Origin of the sequence: Cupriavidus gilardii, from assembly GCF_017598945.1 — a bacterium.
In the GTDB taxonomy this organism is placed as follows: domain Bacteria; phylum Pseudomonadota; class Gammaproteobacteria; order Burkholderiales; family Burkholderiaceae; genus Cupriavidus; species Cupriavidus gilardii_E.
This window is the reverse complement of sequence record NZ_JAGFTW010000033.1, coordinates 12703-30244: the sequence shown is the minus strand read 5'-3', so window position 1 is coordinate 30244 and position 17542 is coordinate 12703. Positions and strand designations below refer to the sequence as shown.

Annotated in this window: 11 protein-coding genes; 4 read left to right on the top strand and 7 right to left on the bottom strand. The window is 69.0% G+C overall.

Annotation, left to right across the window (positions count from 1 at the left end):
- The 4 genes from fdhD to J5T34_RS11430 all read right to left on the bottom strand — a co-directional run bounded on the left by fdhD (position 1) and on the right by J5T34_RS11430 (position 5962).
- Entirely contained in the window at positions 1 to 822 is an 822-nt protein-coding gene (gene fdhD, locus J5T34_RS11445) for a formate dehydrogenase accessory sulfurtransferase FdhD (RefSeq protein WP_208579867.1), read from the bottom strand.
- Positions 823 to 883: 61 nt separating this feature from the next.
- Positions 884 to 3766: a formate dehydrogenase subunit alpha gene (gene fdhF / locus J5T34_RS11440; protein ID WP_208579843.1), complete on the bottom strand. Its 2883-nt coding sequence runs from the start codon at positions 3764 to 3766 to the stop codon at positions 884 to 886.
- A gap of 46 nt (positions 3767 to 3812) precedes the next feature.
- Positions 3813 to 5420, bottom strand: coding sequence for a formate dehydrogenase beta subunit (locus J5T34_RS11435; RefSeq protein WP_244258844.1), 1608 nt, complete (start codon positions 5418 to 5420; stop codon positions 3813 to 3815).
- Positions 5417 to 5962 (bottom strand): formate dehydrogenase subunit gamma, encoded by a 546-nt coding sequence (locus tag J5T34_RS11430; RefSeq protein WP_208579865.1) that lies wholly within the window; start codon positions 5960 to 5962, stop codon positions 5417 to 5419. Before J5T34_RS11430 ends, J5T34_RS11435 begins: the two co-directional genes overlap by 4 nt.
- Positions 5963 to 6126: 164 nt before the next feature.
- Here J5T34_RS11430 and J5T34_RS11425 point away from each other — a divergent pair, with 164 nt between their 5' ends.
- Positions 6127 to 7239, top strand: a complete 1113-nt coding sequence (locus tag J5T34_RS11425) for a substrate-binding domain-containing protein (RefSeq protein ID WP_208579842.1) — start codon at positions 6127 to 6129, stop codon at positions 7237 to 7239.
- Here the strand turns inward: J5T34_RS11425 and ppk2 are convergent.
- Both ppk2 and J5T34_RS11415 read right to left on the bottom strand, forming a co-directional pair.
- Positions 7233 to 8150: a polyphosphate kinase 2 gene (gene ppk2 / locus J5T34_RS11420; protein WP_174108392.1), complete on the bottom strand. Its 918-nt coding sequence runs from the start codon at positions 8148 to 8150 to the stop codon at positions 7233 to 7235. The genes J5T34_RS11425 and ppk2 overlap by 7 nt on opposite strands.
- Positions 8151 to 8275: 125 nt before the next feature.
- Positions 8276 to 9184, bottom strand: coding sequence for a LysR substrate-binding domain-containing protein (locus J5T34_RS11415; protein WP_208579864.1), 909 nt, complete (start codon positions 9182 to 9184; stop codon positions 8276 to 8278).
- 226 nt (positions 9185 to 9410) lie between these two features.
- Here J5T34_RS11415 and J5T34_RS11410 point away from each other — a divergent pair, with 226 nt between their 5' ends.
- Positions 9411 to 13049 (top strand): indolepyruvate ferredoxin oxidoreductase family protein, encoded by a 3639-nt coding sequence (locus J5T34_RS11410; RefSeq protein WP_208579841.1) that lies wholly within the window; start codon positions 9411 to 9413, stop codon positions 13047 to 13049.
- Positions 13050 to 13076: 27 nt separating this feature from the next.
- On the opposite strand, the gene J5T34_RS11405 is transcribed toward J5T34_RS11410, so the two are convergent.
- Positions 13077 to 15101, bottom strand: coding sequence for an aconitase family protein (locus J5T34_RS11405; RefSeq protein WP_208579840.1), 2025 nt, complete (start codon positions 15099 to 15101; stop codon positions 13077 to 13079).
- Between the two features lie 281 nt (positions 15102 to 15382).
- Between J5T34_RS11405 and J5T34_RS11400 the strand changes: the two genes are divergently transcribed.
- Both J5T34_RS11400 and J5T34_RS11395 read left to right on the top strand, forming a co-directional pair.
- Complete coding sequence (locus J5T34_RS11400; RefSeq protein ID WP_208579839.1) at positions 15383 to 16297, top strand: LysR family transcriptional regulator; 915 nt, start codon at positions 15383 to 15385, stop codon at positions 16295 to 16297.
- Positions 16298 to 16434: 137 nt separating this feature from the next.
- Positions 16435 to 17460, top strand: a complete 1026-nt coding sequence (locus J5T34_RS11395) for a tripartite tricarboxylate transporter substrate binding protein (protein WP_208579838.1) — start codon at positions 16435 to 16437, stop codon at positions 17458 to 17460.
- The last annotated feature ends 82 nt before the right edge of the window (positions 17461 to 17542 follow it).

Below are 17542 nucleotides of genomic sequence, written 5' to 3'. Positions count from 1 at the left end.
TCAGCAGCGTGGCGGCAGCAGCCGCGCGGAATGGGTGTAGACGACATGACGGCCGGGGCGGACGAAGCCGGCCAGCGTGACGCCGGCCTGTTCGGCCAGCCGGACCGCCATCGCGGTGGGACCGGAGACGGCGGCCAGTACGCCGATGCCGGCGCTGGCGGCCTTGACCACCATCTCGTAGCTGGCGCGGCTCGTGACCAGCGCCGCGCCGTCGGCGACCGGCTCGCCGCTGCGGGCCAGCGCGCCGATCAGCTTGTCCAGCGCGTTGTGGCGGCCGACGTCTTCGCGCACAAGGGCCACGCTGCCGTCGGCGCGCAGCCACGCGGCGGCATGCGTCGCGCCGGTATGGCGCAGCAGCGCCTGGCGCCGCTGCAGCTCGGCGAAGCCGGCATGCAATGCTGCACCGTCGAAGCGGGCCACACTGGCGACCGGCGCCGGCGTGCGCGCCAGCTGCGACAGCGACTCGACGCCGCATAGCCCGCAACCCGTGCGGCCCGTCATGGCGCGACGTCGCGTCTTCATTCGCGCGAACGCGTCGCCGGCGATGCGCAGCTGCATCGCGATCCCTTGTTCGCCGACCTGCGTGTCGATCTCGAACACCTCGCGCGCGCTGGCGACGATGCCTTCCGTCAGGCTGAAGCCGAGCGCGAAGTCCTCGAGGTCGGTCGGCGTGGCCAGCATCACCGCATGCGAGATGCCGTTGTATTCGAGCGCGATGGGGACTTCCTCGGCGAGATCGTCGAAGGCAAGCGCCATCTCGTCGCCCGTGCCGCCTTGCTCCTGCTGATGCCAGCGCGCGACTTCGACGGTGGCGTACGGCATCGGCACATCGCGCTCGCTGTCGTCGTGCAGCCCGCGATCGCCGCGCGCGACCGCGCCGCGCTCACAGACCAGCATGGCCTGCCTCCGCCTTCTCGCCTTCCGCGACTGCGCCGGCCGCCCGCAGCAGCCGCAATTGCTCGATGTGAAAGTCCTGATAGCGCCGCTGCCATTCCGACGGCTGCGCGACCGGCAGCACCTGCACTGCGGTGACCTTGTACTCCGGGCAGTTGGTGGCCCAGTCCGAGTTGTCGGTGGTGATCACGTTGGCGCCCGACTCCGGGAAGTGGAACGTCGTGTAGACCACGCCCGGCTGCATCCGCTCGCTGACCAGCGCGCGCAGCACCGTCTCGCCCGCGCGGCTGACGATGCCGACCCAGTCGCCGTCGGCGATGCCGCGTTCCTGCGCGTCGTGCGGATGGATCTCGAGCCGATCCTCGTCGTGCCAGCGCACGTTGTCGGTCCGCCGGGTCTGTGCGCCGACGTTGTACTGCGACAGGATGCGGCCCGTGGTCAGGATCAGCGGGAAGCGGCGGTTGACCTTCTCCTCGGTCGGCACGAACTGCGTGATGATGAATTTTCCCTGGCCGCGCACGAAGGTATCGACGTGCATGATCGGCGTGCCCGTCGGCGCCTGCGCGTTGCACGGCCACTGGATGCTGCCGAGCTCGTCGAGCTTCGCGTAGCTCACGCCGGCGAAGGTCGGCGTCAGCCGGGCGATCTCGTCCATGATCTCGGACGGATGCCGATAGTCCATCGGATAGCCGAGCGCATTGGACAGCAGCATCGTGACTTCCCAGTCGGCATAGCCGGCCTTGGGCGGCATCACCTTGCGCACGCGCGAGATGCGGCGCTCGGCGTTGGTGAAGGTGCCGTCCTTCTCGAGGAACGAGGAACCCGGCAGGAACACGTGCGCGTACTTCGCGGTCTCGTTCAGGAAGATGTCCTGCACCACGATGCATTCCATCGACGACAGCGCCTCGGCCACGTGCTGCGTGTTCGGATCCGACTGGACGATGTCCTCGCCCTGACAGTACAGGCCCTTGAAGCTGCCTCCCAACGCGGCTTCGAACATGTTGGGAATGCGCAGGCCGGGCTCGGGGCTGATCTCGACGTTCCAGGCCTGCTCGAACAGGCCGCGCGTGGTCGAATCGGAGACATGGCGATAGCCCGGCAACTCGTGCGGGAACGAGCCGATATCGCAGGACCCCTGCACATTGTTCTGCCCGCGCAGCGGATTGACGCCCACACCCTCGCGGCCGATATTGCCGGTCGCCATCGCCAGGTTGGCGATCGCCATCACCGCGGTCGAACCCTGCGCGTGCTCGGTGACGCCGAGCCCGTAGTAGATCGCGGCATTGCCGCCGGTCGCGTACAAGCGCGCGGCGCCGCGCAACTGGTCGGCCGGCACGCCGGTGACCTCGGCCATCGCCTCCGGCGAGTTCTCCGGCCGCGCGACAAATTCGCGCCACTGTGCGAAGGCCTTGCCCTCGCAGCGCTCGGCGATAAACGCCTCGTTCAGCAGCCCTTCGGTGACGATCACATGCGCCATCGCGGTCAGCACCGCGACATTGCTGCCAGGACGCAGCTGCAGGTGATAGTCGGCGCGCACGTGGGGCGACTGAACCAGATCGATGCGGCGCGGATCGATGACGATCAGGCGCGCGCCGGCACGCAACCGCTTCTTCAGCCGCGAGCCGAACACGGGGTGGCCGTCGGTCGGATTCGCGCCGATCACCAGGATCACGTCGGAGCGCTCGACCGAACGGAAGGTCTGCGTGCCGGCGGACTCGCCCAGCGTCTGCTTCAGCCCATAGCCCGTCGGCGAATGGCAGACGCGCGCGCAGGTATCGACGTTGTTGTTGCCGAACGCCGCGCGCACCAGCTTCTGCACCAGATAGCCTTCCTCGTTGGTACAGCGCGACGACACGATGCCGCCGATCGCGTCGCGGCCGTGCTGTTCCTGGATGCGGCGGAACTGCGTGGCCGCGTAGTCGATCGCCTCTTCCCACGACACCTCGCGCCACGGGTCCTGGATGCTCGCGCGGATCATCGGCTTCAGGATGCGGTCCTGGTGCGTGGCATAGCCCCAGGCGAAGCGGCCCTTGACGCAGGCATGGCCCTCGTTGGCCTGACCGTTCTTGTACGGCACCATGCGCACGACCTCGTTGCCCTTCATCTCGGCCTTGAAGGCACAGCCGACGCCGCAGTAGGCGCACGTCGTCACCACGCTGTGCTCGGGCTGGCCCATGCGGATCAGCGAGGTCTCGGTCAGCGTCGCGGTCGGGCAGGCCTGCACGCAGGCGCCGCACGACACGCAGTCCGATTCCATGAACGACTCGCCCTGCCCCGCGGTTACGCGCGAATCGAAGCCGCGGCCGCTGATGGTCAGCGCGAAGGTGCCCTGGGTTTCCTCGCAGGCACGCACGCACCGGTTGCAGACGATGCATTTCGACGGGTCGTATTCGAAGTACGGATTCGACTGGTCCTTGACCGCGTCGAGATGGCTGGCCCCGTCGCTGTCGTAGCGCACCTCGCGCAGCCCGACCGCGCCTGCCATGTCCTGCAGCTCGCAGTTGCCGTTGGTCGGACAGGTCAGGCAATCGAGCGGATGGTCGGAGATATAGAGTTCCATCACGCCGCGACGGATTTCGGCGAGCTTGCCGGTCTGCGTGCGCACCTTCATGCCCGGTTCGGCCGGCGTCGTGCACGACGCGGGATAGCCGCGCCGCCCTTCGATCTCGACCAGGCACAGCCGGCACGAGCCGAACGGTTCGAGGCTGTCGGTGGCGCACAGCTTGGGCACATGGACGCCGGCCTCGACCGCGGCGCGCATCAGCGAAGTGCCCGCGGGCACGGTGACGGCGATGCCGTCGATCTCCAGCGTGACGGTTTGTTCGGCCCCGCGCCGCGGCGTGCCGTAATCGATATCGTGTTGGGGGTGCAAGGTCAGACTCCGCGGGGTCGGTGATTGGGCGAGGTGCTTGTCGTGTTCATGCGGCGCGCGCCGGCAGCGCCGGAAGGCCGAAGTCCTCGGGGAAGCCGTCGAGCGCCGACAGCACCGGATACGGCGTCATGCCCCCCATCGCGCAAAGCGAGCCGTGCAGCATGGTGTCGCACAGATCGCGCACCAGCCGCACCTGCTGCGTGCGCTGCGCGGGGTCGGGCTGGGCCATCAGCTTGTCGATGACCTCGACGCCGCGGGTCGAGCCGATCCGGCACGGCGTGCATTTGCCGCAGGACTCGACCGCACAGAATTCCATCGCATAGCGCGCCTGCCTGGCCATGTCCACGGTGTCGTCGAAGGCGACGATGCCGCCGTGGCCCACCACGCCGCCGACCGCGGCATAGGCTTCGTAGTCGAGCGGCACGTCCCAGCGCGATTCGTTCAGATAGGCGCCGAGCGGGCCGCCGACCTGCACCGCGCGCAGGGGCCGGCCGCTGCGCGCGCCGCCGCCGTAGTCGAACAGCAATTCGCGCAGCGTGACGCCGAACGCCTTCTCGACCAGTCCGCCGCGCGCGATATTGCCGGCCAGCTGGAACGGCAGCGTGCCGCGCGAGCGGCCCATGCCGAAGTCGCGATAGTGCTGCGCGCCCTCGGCCAGGATCACCGGCACGGTCGCCAGCGAGATCACGTTATTGATGATCGTGGGCCGGCCGAACAGGCCCTGGATCGCCGGCAGCGGCGGCTTGGCGCGTACCATGCCGCGGCGCCCTTCGAGGCTTTCGAGCAGCGCGGTTTCCTCGCCGCAGACATAGGCGCCCGCTCCCTTGCGCACCTCCAGCATGAAGCGCCGGCCGCTGCCGCGGATATCGTCGCCAAGCCATCCGGCCTGGGTAGCGAAGGCGATGGCCTGCTCCAGCACCGCGATCGCATGCGGATATTCCGAGCGCACGTAGACGTAGCCCTGCTCGGCGCCGACCGCCAGCCCCGCGATCGTCATGCCCTCGATCAGCATGAAGGGATCGCCTTCCATCACCATGCGGTCGGAGAACGTGCCCGAGTCGCCTTCGTCGGCGTTGCAGACCACGTATTTGACGGGGCTGTCCGCCTTCAGCACCGTGTTCCACTTGATGCCGGTCGGAAACGCCGCGCCGCCGCGGCCGCGCAGGCCCGACTCGGTGACCTCGCGCACGATGTCGGCGCCGCCCATCGACAGCGCACGGGTCAGTCCGCGATAGCCGCCGTGCGCGAGATAGTCGTCGAGCGACAGCGGATCGGTGATGCCCATGCGGACGAAAGTCAACCGCTCCTGCTCGCGCAGGAAGGGAATCGATTCGGTCATGCCGTGACACAGCGGATGGTTGCCGCCGCGCAGGAAGCCGGCATCGAACAGCGCGGGCAGGTCGGCCGCAGTGACCGGCCCGTAGGCGATGCGCCCGGCCGGCGTCTGCACCTCGACCAGCGGTTCGAGCCAGAACATGCCGCGCGAGCCGTTGCGCACGATCTGTACGGCCTCGCCGCGTGCCGCGGCTTCCCTGCCGATGGCACGGGCCACGGCTTCGGCGCCCATGGCCAGCGCGGTGGAATCGCGCGGGACGAACACCGTCACGGGCGCGGCGGCCATCGACATCGACCTCGACATTGGCGTCGCGCTCATCGGCCCACCTCGTCATCCGACATTGCCACGACCGATTCCTGTCGCGCATCGCCCTGCCGCAGCGCGGTCAGCAACGCGTCGAGCCGTGCCGGTGTCACGCAGCCATGCAGCTCGGTGCCGGCCATCAGCGCCGGCCCGACCGCGCACTGGCCCAGGCAGTAGACCGGCTCCAGCGTGATCGCGCCGTCCGCGGTGGTCTGGTGCCAGCCGCAGCCCAGCTCGCGCTGCGCGTGCTCGGCCAGCGCATCGGCGCCCACCGCCTGGCAGGCCTCGGCACGGCACAGTTGCAGCACGTGCCGCCCGGCGGCTTGGTCACGGAAATGGTGATAGAAGCTGATGACCCCATGGACTTCGGCGCGCGACAGGTTCAGCGCGCGGGCGATGGCGGGCACCGCATCGGCGGGAACGAAGCCGAGCGCGTCCTGGATGTCGTGCAGGATCGGCAGCAAGGCGCCGGGCTGTTGCTGGCGGGCGCGCAGGATGGCGGCGATGCGCTCGGCGGCGTCGGTCGCCGATTCCGGGGCGGCCTTGGCCTGCGCCATCGGCGTCTCGGTGGTCGCGCCTTCCAAATAGGCTATTTTTTGCATATTGTCGGGACTCCATCCCGGCCATCTTGCACGCCGTTTGGCGCCCAATTCCCGGGTTTTTTTCCATGCCGGGACTATAGGCAGCCCGCGCCGCAGCGGCAATATGCTATTTTTCGCCTATGTTAAGGATCGCCATCCACCCGCACCTGCAGGTGCGCGACGACAGCAACGGGGCCGCGCCGCTCGATGTCTCGCGGCTGGTGACGCTGCTCGCCCAGATCGAACGCACCGGCAGCATCCGCCAGTCGTGCGAGGCGATCGGGCTGTCGTACCGCTATGCCTGGGGCCTGCTCGAAGATGCGCAGTCGCTGTTCGGCGGCCCGCTGATCGACAAGCGCCGCGGCCGCGGCAGCGTGCTGACGCCACTGTCGCAGCAACTCGTCTGGGCCAGCAAGCGCATCGCCGCGCGGCTGTCGCCGACGCTGGAGAGCCTGGCGTCGGAGCTGGAGATCGAATTGAAGAAGGTGCTCGACGCGTCGGTCAGCGCGCTGCGGCTGCATGCGAGCCACGGCTTCGCGGTGGCCGCGCTGCGCGACTTTCTGGACGAGCACAAGGTCCGCCATGACCTGAAGTACTGCGGCAGCCTGGAAGCGGTGGCCGCGCTGGCGGCCGGCGACTGCGATATCGCGGGCTTCCATGTGCCGATCGGCGAGTTCGAGGCGGAGACGTTCGCGCGCTTTGCCGGCTGGCTGCATCCCGAGCGGCATTGCCTGATCCATCTGGCGGTGCGCACGCAGGGCCTGTTCGTCGCCCGCGGCAATCCGAAGGGCATCACGCAGCTGGACGACCTGCTGCGGCCCGAGGTGCGCTTCGTCAACCGCCAGGTCGGATCGGGAACGCGGCTGCTGCTCGATCTGATCCTGCGGGCGCGCGGCATCGACCCGGGGCGCATCGATGGCTACAGCAACGGCGAATTCACCCATGCCGCGGTGGCCGCGTATATCGGCAGCGGCATGGCCGATGTCGGCTTCGGTGTCGAAACCGCGGCGCGGCGCTTCGGGCTGGACTTCGTGCCGGTGCTCAAGGAACGCTACTTCTTCGCGATCGAACGCGAACGGCTGCAGAGCCCGATGCTGGCCGATGCGGTGGCGGCGCTGACCAGCGGCGGATTTCGGGAACGGGTCGATGCGCTGCCCGGCTACGATGCCACGCTGACGGGCACGGTGCTGACGCTGCCGCAGGCGTTCCCCGAGCTGCAGCGCCCGCCATCACCCCAAACCCGCGCTCAATAAACCTGCGGCACCCACATCTCGTCGGGCACCGGCTGGCGCGCGTAGTCGTCGCTGCGCTGGCGCTCCGGCAGCACGATCTCCGGCTGCTCGATCTCGCGATAGGGAATCAGCGTCAGCAGATGGTGAATGCAATTGAGCCGCGCCACCTTCTTGTCGTCCGCGTGCACGACCCACCAGCGCGCCTCGGGGATATGCGTGCGCGCCAGCATGATTTCCTTGGCCTTGGTATAGGCCTCCCAGCGGCGGCGCGATTCGAGATCCATCGGGCTAAGTTTCCACTGCTTGAGCGGGTCGTGGATGCGCGACAGGAAGCGCAGTTCCTGCTCCTCGTCCGAGATCGAGAACCAGTACTTGATCAGCCGGATGCCCGAGCGCACCAGCATCTTCTCGAACTCGGGCACCGAGCGGAAGAACTCCTCGTACTGATCGTCGGTGCAGAAGCCCATCACACGCTCGACGCCGGCGCGGTTGTACCAGCTGCGATCGAACAGCACGATCTCGCCGGCCGCCGGCAGATGCGACACATAGCGCTGGAAATACCACTGGGTCCGTTCGCGGTCGTTCGGCGCGGGCAGCGCGGCGACGCGGCACACGCGCGGATTGAGCCGCTGCGTGATGCGCTTGATCACGCCGCCCTTGCCGGCGGCATCGCGCCCCTCGAACACGATCACGATCTTCTGGCCGGTGGCGACCACCCAGCTCTGCAGCTTGACGAGCTCGCCCTGCAGGCGGAACAGCTCGCTGAAATAGTGCCGGCGCGATTCGCGGTCGACGGCGCCGCCGGGCAGCGACTCGGAGTTCAGCAACGCCTGCGCGTCGCCGTCCTCGAGCGCGAGCTCGAATTCCTCATCGTAGTGGTCCGCCACCTCGCGATGGATGCGGCGTACCAGTTCTTCTTCGCTCGGGGTCATCTCACGCTCCTTCACGCTTCATCACGCTACGCCAACACGCCGGCCGGCCCTCGCCCGCGGCCGGGCGGCTCGCCAGCGTAGCGGACCGGTATGTCAAAGCCGTGAACGCGCGGGCCGAAGCGACATCACGGCGCTCCACAAGCGTAGACCAGAAAGTCCCGCAGCAGCTGCGCCGGCTCGCTCAGCGGCACGTCGCGCCGCCAGATCAGCCCGACCTCCATGTCGGGCACCGCGTCGGCCAGCGGCCGCACCTCGATCTCCTTGCCCTCCAGCGACCACGGACGGAACACCATGTCGGACAGCACCGTGACGCCGAAGCCGTGCGCGACCAGCCCCCGCAGCGCTTCCATCGAGGTGGTGCGAAACGCGATATCGGGCGACAGCCGCTTGCTCTTCCAGTAGCGCAGCGTCGAGGTCTCGCCCTCGTCGACGGTCAGCAGGATGTACGGATAGCCCGCCACCTCCTTCAGCGTCGGCGCGCCGCCCTGCATCAGCGGATGGCCCGGGGGCGCCCACAGCTGCCGGCGCGAGCGGATCAGTGTGCGATGCGCGAAGCGCTGCGGGCGCGCGACGTTGGACAGCAACACCACGCCGAGCTCGATCTCGCCGGACAGCACCGCCTCCTCGATCTCGACGCGGTCGAGGTCGCGCAGGTCGAAGACGATGTCGGGATAGTGCGCACGAAAGCGCGCCAGCAAGGCGGGCAGCAGATAGCCGAGCACCGTGTACGAGGCAGCGAACGACACCGTGCCCTGCTGACTCGGCCCCTGCAGCGAGGGTTCGCGCAGCATGTCCTCGACCGAGTCCAGAATGCCGGCCACCCGCTGCAGCAGCCGGTGGCCTTCGGCCGTCAGCGCCACGCCGTGCGGCAGCCGGTCGAACAGCCGCACGGCCAGGCGCTGCTCCAGCGCCAGCACCGCATTGGTGATGGCCGACTGCGACACGTGCTCGCGCGTCGCCGCCATCGAGAACTGGCCGGTTTCTGCGGCGGCCTGGAAATAGCGCAGCTGCCGCAGCGTGATGTCGCGCGCCAGCGGCGCCGGGCGCGTCTTGGCGTCGCCGGTCGGCGAGCCGGCGATACCGGCTGACAGGGACGGCGAACCTACGCGGGAAGGGGGACGTGCGGCCATGCGATTTCCAAATATCAGCGCTCCGATTTTGTGATTTTACGATAGCGAAGCGCTTTCCTACACTCGTCCGGCAAACGATAACGATAGGTCCGCGGATCGCCAGCGATCGCGACAAGCCGGAGACACCCCCATGAACAGCCCGCTTTCCCCCACCCAGCAACAGGCTCTCGCCGACGCGCTGGCCAACGTCAGCCTCGACGACAAGTACACCGTGGAGAAAGGCCGCGTCTACCTGAGCGGCACCCAGGCGCTGGTGCGGCTGCCGATGCTGCAGAAGGCGCGCGACCGCGCGGCGGGATTGAATACGGCTGGATACGTGTCCGGCTATCGTGGCTCGCCGCTTGGCGGGCTGGACCAGGCGCTGTGGCAGGCAAAGACGCATCTGGCCGGCAGCGACGTGGTGTTCCAGCCTGGGCTGAACGAGGATCTGGCCGCCACCGCCGTCTGGGGCACGCAGCAGGTCAATCTGTTCCCCGGCGCCAAGCGCGACGGCGTGTTCTCGATGTGGTACGGCAAAGGGCCGGGCGTCGATCGCTCGATCGATGTGCTCAAGCACGCCAACTCCGCCGGCTCCGCGCCGCATGGCGGCGTGCTGCTGGTGGCCGGCGACGATCATGCCGCCAAGTCCTCGTCGGTGGCGCACCAATCCGAGCACGTGCTGATCGCGGCCGGCATTCCGGTGCTCTACCCGTCCACCGTGCAGGAATACCTCGACTATGGACTGCACGGCTGGGCGATGAGCCGCTATTCGGGCCTGTGGGTGGCGATGAAGTGCGTCACCGACGTGGTCGAATCGAGCGCCTCGGTCGAGATCGATCCGGACCGCGTACAGGTCGTGCTGCCGCAGGACTTCACGATGCCGGAAGGCGGGCTCAATATCCGCTGGCCCGACCCGCCGCTGGCGCAGGAAGCGCGGCTGCTGGACCACAAGTGGTACGCGGCGCTGGCCTATGTGCGCGCCAACAAGCTGAACCGCGTGGTCGTCGATTCGCCGCGCGCCCGCTTCGGCATCATGACCGCGGGCAAGGCCTATCTCGATGTGCGGCAGGCGCTGACCGATCTTGGGCTGGACGACGACACCTGCGCGCGCATCGGCATCCGCGTGATGAAGGTCGGCTGCGTGTGGCCGCTCGATGCACAGGACGCGCGCGAGTTCGCCACGGGTCTCGACGAGATCCTGGTGGTCGAGGAAAAGCGCCAGATCCTCGAATACGCGCTGAAGGAAGAGCTGTACAACTGGCGCGACGACGTGCGCCCGCGCGTGTTCGGCAAGTTCGACGAGCGCGACAACGAAGGCGGCGAATGGTCGGTGCCGCGCGGCAGCTGGCTGCTGCCGGCGCACTACGAGCTGTCGCCGGCGATCATCGCCAAGGCGATCGCGCGGCGCCTGGACAAGGCCGATCTGCCCGACGATGTGCGCGCGCGCATCGCGGCGCGCGTCGCGCTGATCGAGGCCAAGGAACGCGAGGCGTCCCGGCCACGGCTGTCGGTCGAACGCAAGCCGTGGTTCTGTTCGGGCTGCCCGCACAACACGTCGACGCGCGTGCCCGAGGGCTCGCGCGCGCTGGCCGGCATCGGCTGCCACTACATGGCGATGTGGATGGACCGCAATACCGACACCTTCAGCCAGATGGGGGGCGAAGGTGTGGCGTGGACCGGCCAGATGCATTTCACCGACGAGAAGCACGTGTTCGTCAATCTGGGCGACGGCACCTACTTCCATTCGGGACTGCTGGCGATCCGCGCGGCGATCGCGGCCAGGGCCAATATCACCTACAAGGTGTTGTTCAACGACGCGGTGGCGATGACCGGCGGCCAGCCGGTCGACGGCGTGCTGACCGTGCCGCGCATCGCGCATCAGGTGCTGGCCGAAGGCGCGCGCGAGATCGTCGTCGTGACCGACGAGCCCGACAAGTACGCCGGCGGCGGCGGGCTGCCCGCCGGCATCGCCGTGCATCACCGCGACGCACTCGACGACGTGCAGCGGCGCCTGCGCGATACGCCGGGCGTCACCGTGCTGATCTACGACCAGACCTGCGCGACCGAGAAGCGCCGCCGGCGCAAGCGCGGCGACTATCCCGATCCGGCGCGGCGCGCCTTCATCAACGACGCGGTCTGCGAGGGCTGCGGCGACTGCTCGGTGCAATCGAACTGCCTGTCGGTCGAGCCGCTGGAGACCCCGCTCGGCACCAAGCGCGCGATCAACCAGTCATCGTGCAACAAGGACTTTTCCTGCCTGAACGGCTTTTGCCCGAGCTTCGTGACGGCCGAGGGCGCGCAGGTGCGCAAGCCGGCGGCGGCGGGGACGGAAACCGGAAAGAAGGCAGGCGCCATCGATCTGGACGCCCTGCCCTCGCCGACGCTGCCCGTGCTGGAGCGCGCCTACGGCATCGTCGTGACCGGCGTGGGCGGCACCGGCGTGGTGACGATCGGCGGCATCCTCGGCATGGCCGCGCATCTCGAAGGGAAGGGCGTCACCGTGCTCGACATGGCGGGGCTCGCGCAGAAAGGCGGCGCGGTGCTCAGCCATGTGCAGATCGCCGCCACGCCGCAGGGGCTGCACGCCACGCGCGTGGCCACCGGCGAGGCGCGGCTGGTGATCGGCTGCGATGCGATCGTGTCGGCCTCGGCCGAGGTGCTGTCCAAGGTCCGGCGCGACATCACGGCCGCGGCCATCAACAGCGCGCGCACGCCGACCGCGGACCTGATCGCCAACCCGAAATGGCGCTTCCCCGGCGCGTCGGCGGAGCAGGACCTGCGCGACAACATCGGCGAGGCCTGCGCCTTCATCGACGCGAACGCGTGGGCGGTCAGGCTGCTCGGCGACGCGATCTTCGCCAACCCGCTGCTGCTGGGCTTCGCGTGGCAACGCGGCTGGGTGCCGCTATCGCTGGCCGCGCTGACGCGCGCGATCACGCTGAACGGCGTCGCGGTACAGAAGAATCTGCTGGCGTTTGCCTGGGGCCGCGCGCTTGCATATCACGGCGAGACGGCGGTACGCGCCACGCTCGATGACAATGACAAGGCTCCGCGCGAGGCGGGTGCTGCATCGACGCACGTGGTGGCGCTGCCGCAGACGCTGGACCGCTTGATCGAGGACCGTGCCGCGCTGCTGCGTGCCTATCAGAACGACGCCTATGCCGCGCGTTACCTGGCCGCGGTCGGCAAGGTACGGCAGGCGGAACTGGCCCTGGGCGCGGACCGCAAGCTGCCGCTGACCGAGGCGGTCGCGCGCAACCTGGCCAAGCTGATGGCCTACAAGGACGAGTACGAGGTCGCGCGGCTGTACGCCGATCCGGCCTTCCTCGACAAGCTGCGCGCGCAGTTCGACGGCGAGCCCGGCCGCGACTATCAGCTGCACTTCTGGCTGGCGCCGCCGCTGCTGTCCGGCGAGACGCGCAATGGCCGCCCCATCAAGCGCCGCTTCGGTCCGCGCACGATGACGCTGTTCAGGCTGCTGGCCAGGCTCAAGGGACTGCGCGGCACGCCGCTCGATCCCTTCGGCCGCACGGCGGAGCGCCGCGAGGAACGGCGGCTGGTGGACGAGTATCTGGCGATGGTCGACGAGTTCGCCCGCAGCCTGAATGCCGACCGCATCGACGCGGCGCTGGCGTTGGCGACGCTGCCCGACGATATCCGCGGCTTCGGACCGGTAAAGGAAGCCAGCATGCGCAAGGCGGCCGAGCGCCGGGCCGAGCTGATGGCGCGCTACCGCGGTCGCACTGCCGGCGGTGGGGCTGTCGCGGACAGCGAGCGCGCCGCGGCCTGATGCGGAACGCTCGGGCCGGCTACCGCATCACGCCGTAGCCGGCGCCGCCGCACGCGGCGAATCGCCGCGTTCCCATTGCGCACGCAGATCGTCGAACGACAGCAGCCGCCCTGCAATCGCGCTCGCCGCGACCGTCGGCGGACTGGCCAGCCACACCTGTCCCGGGCCCGAGCGGCCGGGGAAATTGCGATTGATCGAGCTGACCGTGACCTGCTCGGCCGCCGTCGACGAGCCCGGCCCGCAGTTCGCGCAGGCGCCGCAGGAAGGCTGCAGGATCGTCGCGCCGACCGCGTCGAAGGCATCGAGGTAGCCCTGCGCGATGCAGTAGTCGCGCACCGCGGTGGTGCCGAACTGCAGATACAGCGTGACGCCGTCCGGCACGCGCAATCCGCGCTCGGCGGCCCAGCGCAGCACCGCGTGATAGTGGTCGAAATCCTCGCGTTTGCCGGCCGTGCACGAGCCGCCGTAAGCGATGTCGATCCGCACTGGCTCGTTCAGTTCGGACAGCGCGAGACCGTTGCCGGGATCGCCGGGCCGCGCCACCATCGGCGCGAGAGCGCGGCAATCGACCTCGATCGTCGCGGCATAGCTGGCGCCCTCGTCGCTGCGCATCCACGGCTCGATCGTGAAATCGACGCCGCGCCTGGCCTTCAGGAAGCGCACCGTTTCCTCGTCGGGTGCGACGATGCCGGTGAAGCCGCCGAGTTCGGCGCACATATTGGTCAGCGTCGCGCGTTCGTCGGTCGACAGCGACGACACCACCGGACCGGTGAACTCGAACACCTTGCCGACGCCCGCGCCGCCGCGAATCGCGGGCAAGGCGAGCAGATGCAGCACCACGTCCTTGGCGGTCACGCCCGCCGCCAGCGCGCCGTCCAGCACGATACGCAAGGCGGCGGGCAACGTCATGCGCACCGCGCCCGTCACGAACGCATTGGCCATGTCGGTGGTGCCCACGCCGAACGCCACGCAGCCGAGCGCGCCGCTGTGCGGCGTGTGCGAGTCGGTGCCAACCACCAGCTGGCCCGGCAGCGCGTAATGCTCGGCCATCATCGCGTGCGAAATGCCGGCGACATTGCTGCCGTCGTCGCGCAGGGCCTCGTCCTCGGTCAGCGTCCGATGCAAGCGAAGCGCGTAGTCGGCGACGAAACGCCGCTGCGCATCGCGCATCTGCACGACGTTCTGCACGAGGCCGCCGCGCACATGGGCGGGACTTTGCTGGACATACGAGGTGTGGTCCTCGAAGACGACGACGCGCTCGGGCTCGTGCAGCGGCAGCGGCCGGCCCAGCGCGGCGTGCAGCATATGGGCCGCCATGCCGGTGTAGTACTCGTGGATGAAGCGCCAGTCGGCGCGCACGAAAATGCCGTCGCCCGGTGCCGGATCGGCCGGCGTGACGGCGGTGGCGATCGCATGGCGGGCCACGATCTTCTCGAACAGCGTACGCGGACGATCCACCGGTTGCCGCGCGGCTTGCCCCCGCGGCGCAGGGTCCTTGTCGAGGCCCCGCAGATGCCGCTGGCCGAAGCGCAGCAGTCCGCCCTCGCGCAGGATCTGCGCGGCCAGCGCATCGCGGCCGGCCAGCAATTCGTCGAGCGGGATCGCCTCGCCGGCCAGCAAGCGCGGAATCAGGCCGAAGTCGGTCGAGGTCAGCAGCCCGATGTTGTCGGCATTCTGCCGATAGATCCGTTCGAAGCTGCGGGCAATCACCAGGCGGATGCCGGCCAGCTTCTCGGCCGCGGGGCTGTGCTCGCGCGACGAGCCCTTGCCGTAGCGGTTGCCGGCCACGGTCACGGCAAAGCCGCCCTGCCGGATCGCATCGACCCCGATCGGCTGGGCCCCGCCCGCGCGCAGGCCGGTATAGGGATAGCGCCCGAGCTTGTCGTCGAAATGGGTCAGGATCGGTACCGGCGTGATCTCGTCGGTCGAGACATCGTCGCGCAGCGCGCCGGCCTGCTCCGGCGTCAGCGCCTCGCCGCGCAGCTGCCGTTCGATCGTCTGCGGGCAATCGGCAAGAAACAGAATGCGGCCATCGATCTGCAGGCGGTCCATCGCGATCTTCTCCAGTCCCGAAAATCCCCGAATCTACGCGTGCCGCCGAGGGGCAGCCAAGCGCCGATGCGGCATCGGGGCTATCTGCGGCAGACATATCCGGGTAAACCTGCAGTTCCGCCCGCCGGCGACCCACCGGCGGCCCACCGGCGACGATCGCGGCGGGCAACGCACCCTTGTTGCGTGCCCGGGTTTTGCGGGACACTTGCGCCGCCAGGTCGAGCGCCGTGGGTCCGCCCGATGACCGTCCGACCTGAAGTCCGATTCCCCATGCACCGCCCATGCACCGCATCGATCCCGTCAGCATCCAGCTCTTTCTCGCCGCCGCGCGGGAGGGCTCCATCAAGCGCGCCGCCGAGGCCGAACACATTGCGCAATCGGCGCTGAGCCGCCGGATCGCCGACCTGGAGCGCAGCCTGGGCGTGGCGCTGCTGGTGCGCTCGCCCTCCGGCGTGACGCTGACCGAAGCGGGCGTGCGCGCACTGGAACTGGGCCGCAAGCTGAACGAGGACATCGCCGCCTTTGCCCGCGAGGTGCAGGACCTGGGCGATCAGGTGGCCGGCACCGTGCGGCTGTCGGCCAGCCCGTCTTCGATCGTCGGCTTTCTGCCCGAACGGCTGCACGCGTTTCGCGCCAGCCATCCGCACGTCGATATCGCGCTGCACGAGCGCTCCACCAGCGAGACGCTGCGCGCCTGCCTCGACGATCATGCGGACGTCGGCGTGGGCGTGGCGATCGACGGTGCGCGCGGGTTGGAGTCGTGGCATTTCGCGCAGGACCCGTTGATGGTGCTGCTGCCCGCGGGCCACGCGCTGGCGGGCCGCGCCGGACTGCGCTACGCCGATGTCCTCCAATATCCGCTGGTCGTGGTGCAACAAGGCGGGGCGCTCGACACCGAATTGCGCGATCGCGCGGCCGAAGCCGGCTTGCCGATGCGGCAAAGCGTGGCGGTATCGAGCTTCGAGGCCGCGTGCCGGATGGTCGAGGCAGGGTTGGGCCTGGCCGTGATTCCCCACAGTGCGACGACCGCCTATGCGGGCACGCGGCGCTTCGTTCGGCTGCCGCTGGACGAGCCGTGGCGGCAGCGCGAATTGCGCGTCTATGCGCCGCGCAAATCGCCGCGGCTGCGCGCGGTCGACGCATTGATCGCGGCATTGCGGGACGAAGCACCCGCGGCGTCCTCCGACGCCGTCTGAGCGGTTGGCCGGGCGGCTATCTCCGAACGCGATACCCCGTCCGTCGCAACAGCATTTCTTGCCGGCAGGCTCGCCGCTCTAGACTGGCGCGCAGAGGAACCATCCACAGGTTCCCGCCTCGCGACAACGGAGACAGCATGCCCCCCTTCCTTCGCACCGTCGGCCGCCTGCGCCACGTCCTGCTTCCCCTTCGCCGCGCCGTTCCGCTGACGGTGGCCCTGACCGTCGCCGCTGCATCGGTGGCCGCGCCCGCCGCTCACGCCCAATCGACCGACGGCAAGCCGCTGCGGCTGATCGTGCCAACTCAGCCGGGCTCGCAGGCGGACGCCGTGGCGCGCGCCTTGAGCGAATCGATGGGCCGCCAGCTCGGCCATCCGATCGTCATCGAGAATATCGCCGGCGCGGGCGGCATCCCGGGCACGCAGCAGATCGTGCGCGCGCCCAAGGACGGGTTGACGCTGGGCCTGGTGTCGTCGAACCACGTGATCAATCCCGCGATCTACCGCTCGATGCCGTTCGACTCGCTGCGCGACATCACGCCGATCACGGTGATCGGCACGCTGCCGCTGGTGCTGGTGGTCAATCCGTCAGTGCCCGCCAACAACGTGCAGGAGCTGATCGCGCTGCTCAGGAGCAAACCCGACCAGCTGAACTACGGCTCCTCGGGCAACGGCACCGTGCTGCATCTAGCCGCCGAGCTGTTCGCCAGCGAGGCCAAGGTCCAGGTCCGCCACGTGCCCTACAAGGGCGCCGGCAACTACACCACCGATCTGCTCAGCGGCCAGGTGCAGATGGGCTTCCTGACGGTGCCGGCCGTGCTGCCGCAGTTGAAGGCCGGCAAGCTCAAGGCCATCGCGGTGTCCACGCCCAAGCGCATCCCGATGCTGCCGGACGTGCCGTCGCTGGCGGAGTCAGGCCTGCCGCGCTACAGCTTCGATGCGTGGCTGGCGATCGTCGGTCCGGCCGGACTGGCGAAGGACAAGGCAGCGGATCTGCAGGGCAGGATCAAGGCCGCGCTCGATGAAAAGCCGGTGCAGCAGAATCTCGCCGCACAAGGGCTGGTGATCGTCGGCAGCACGCCGGAGCAGGCGGCGCCGTTCTTCCAGAGCGAGCTCGACAAGCATGCGCGCATCGTCAAGCAGTCGGGGGCCAGCCTGAACTGACCGGAACATGTCGCTTTCGCGGAAACGACAGCGGCACCGCCGAACACCGTCCAGCAAAAGAAAAGGCCCTCCAGTTGGAGGG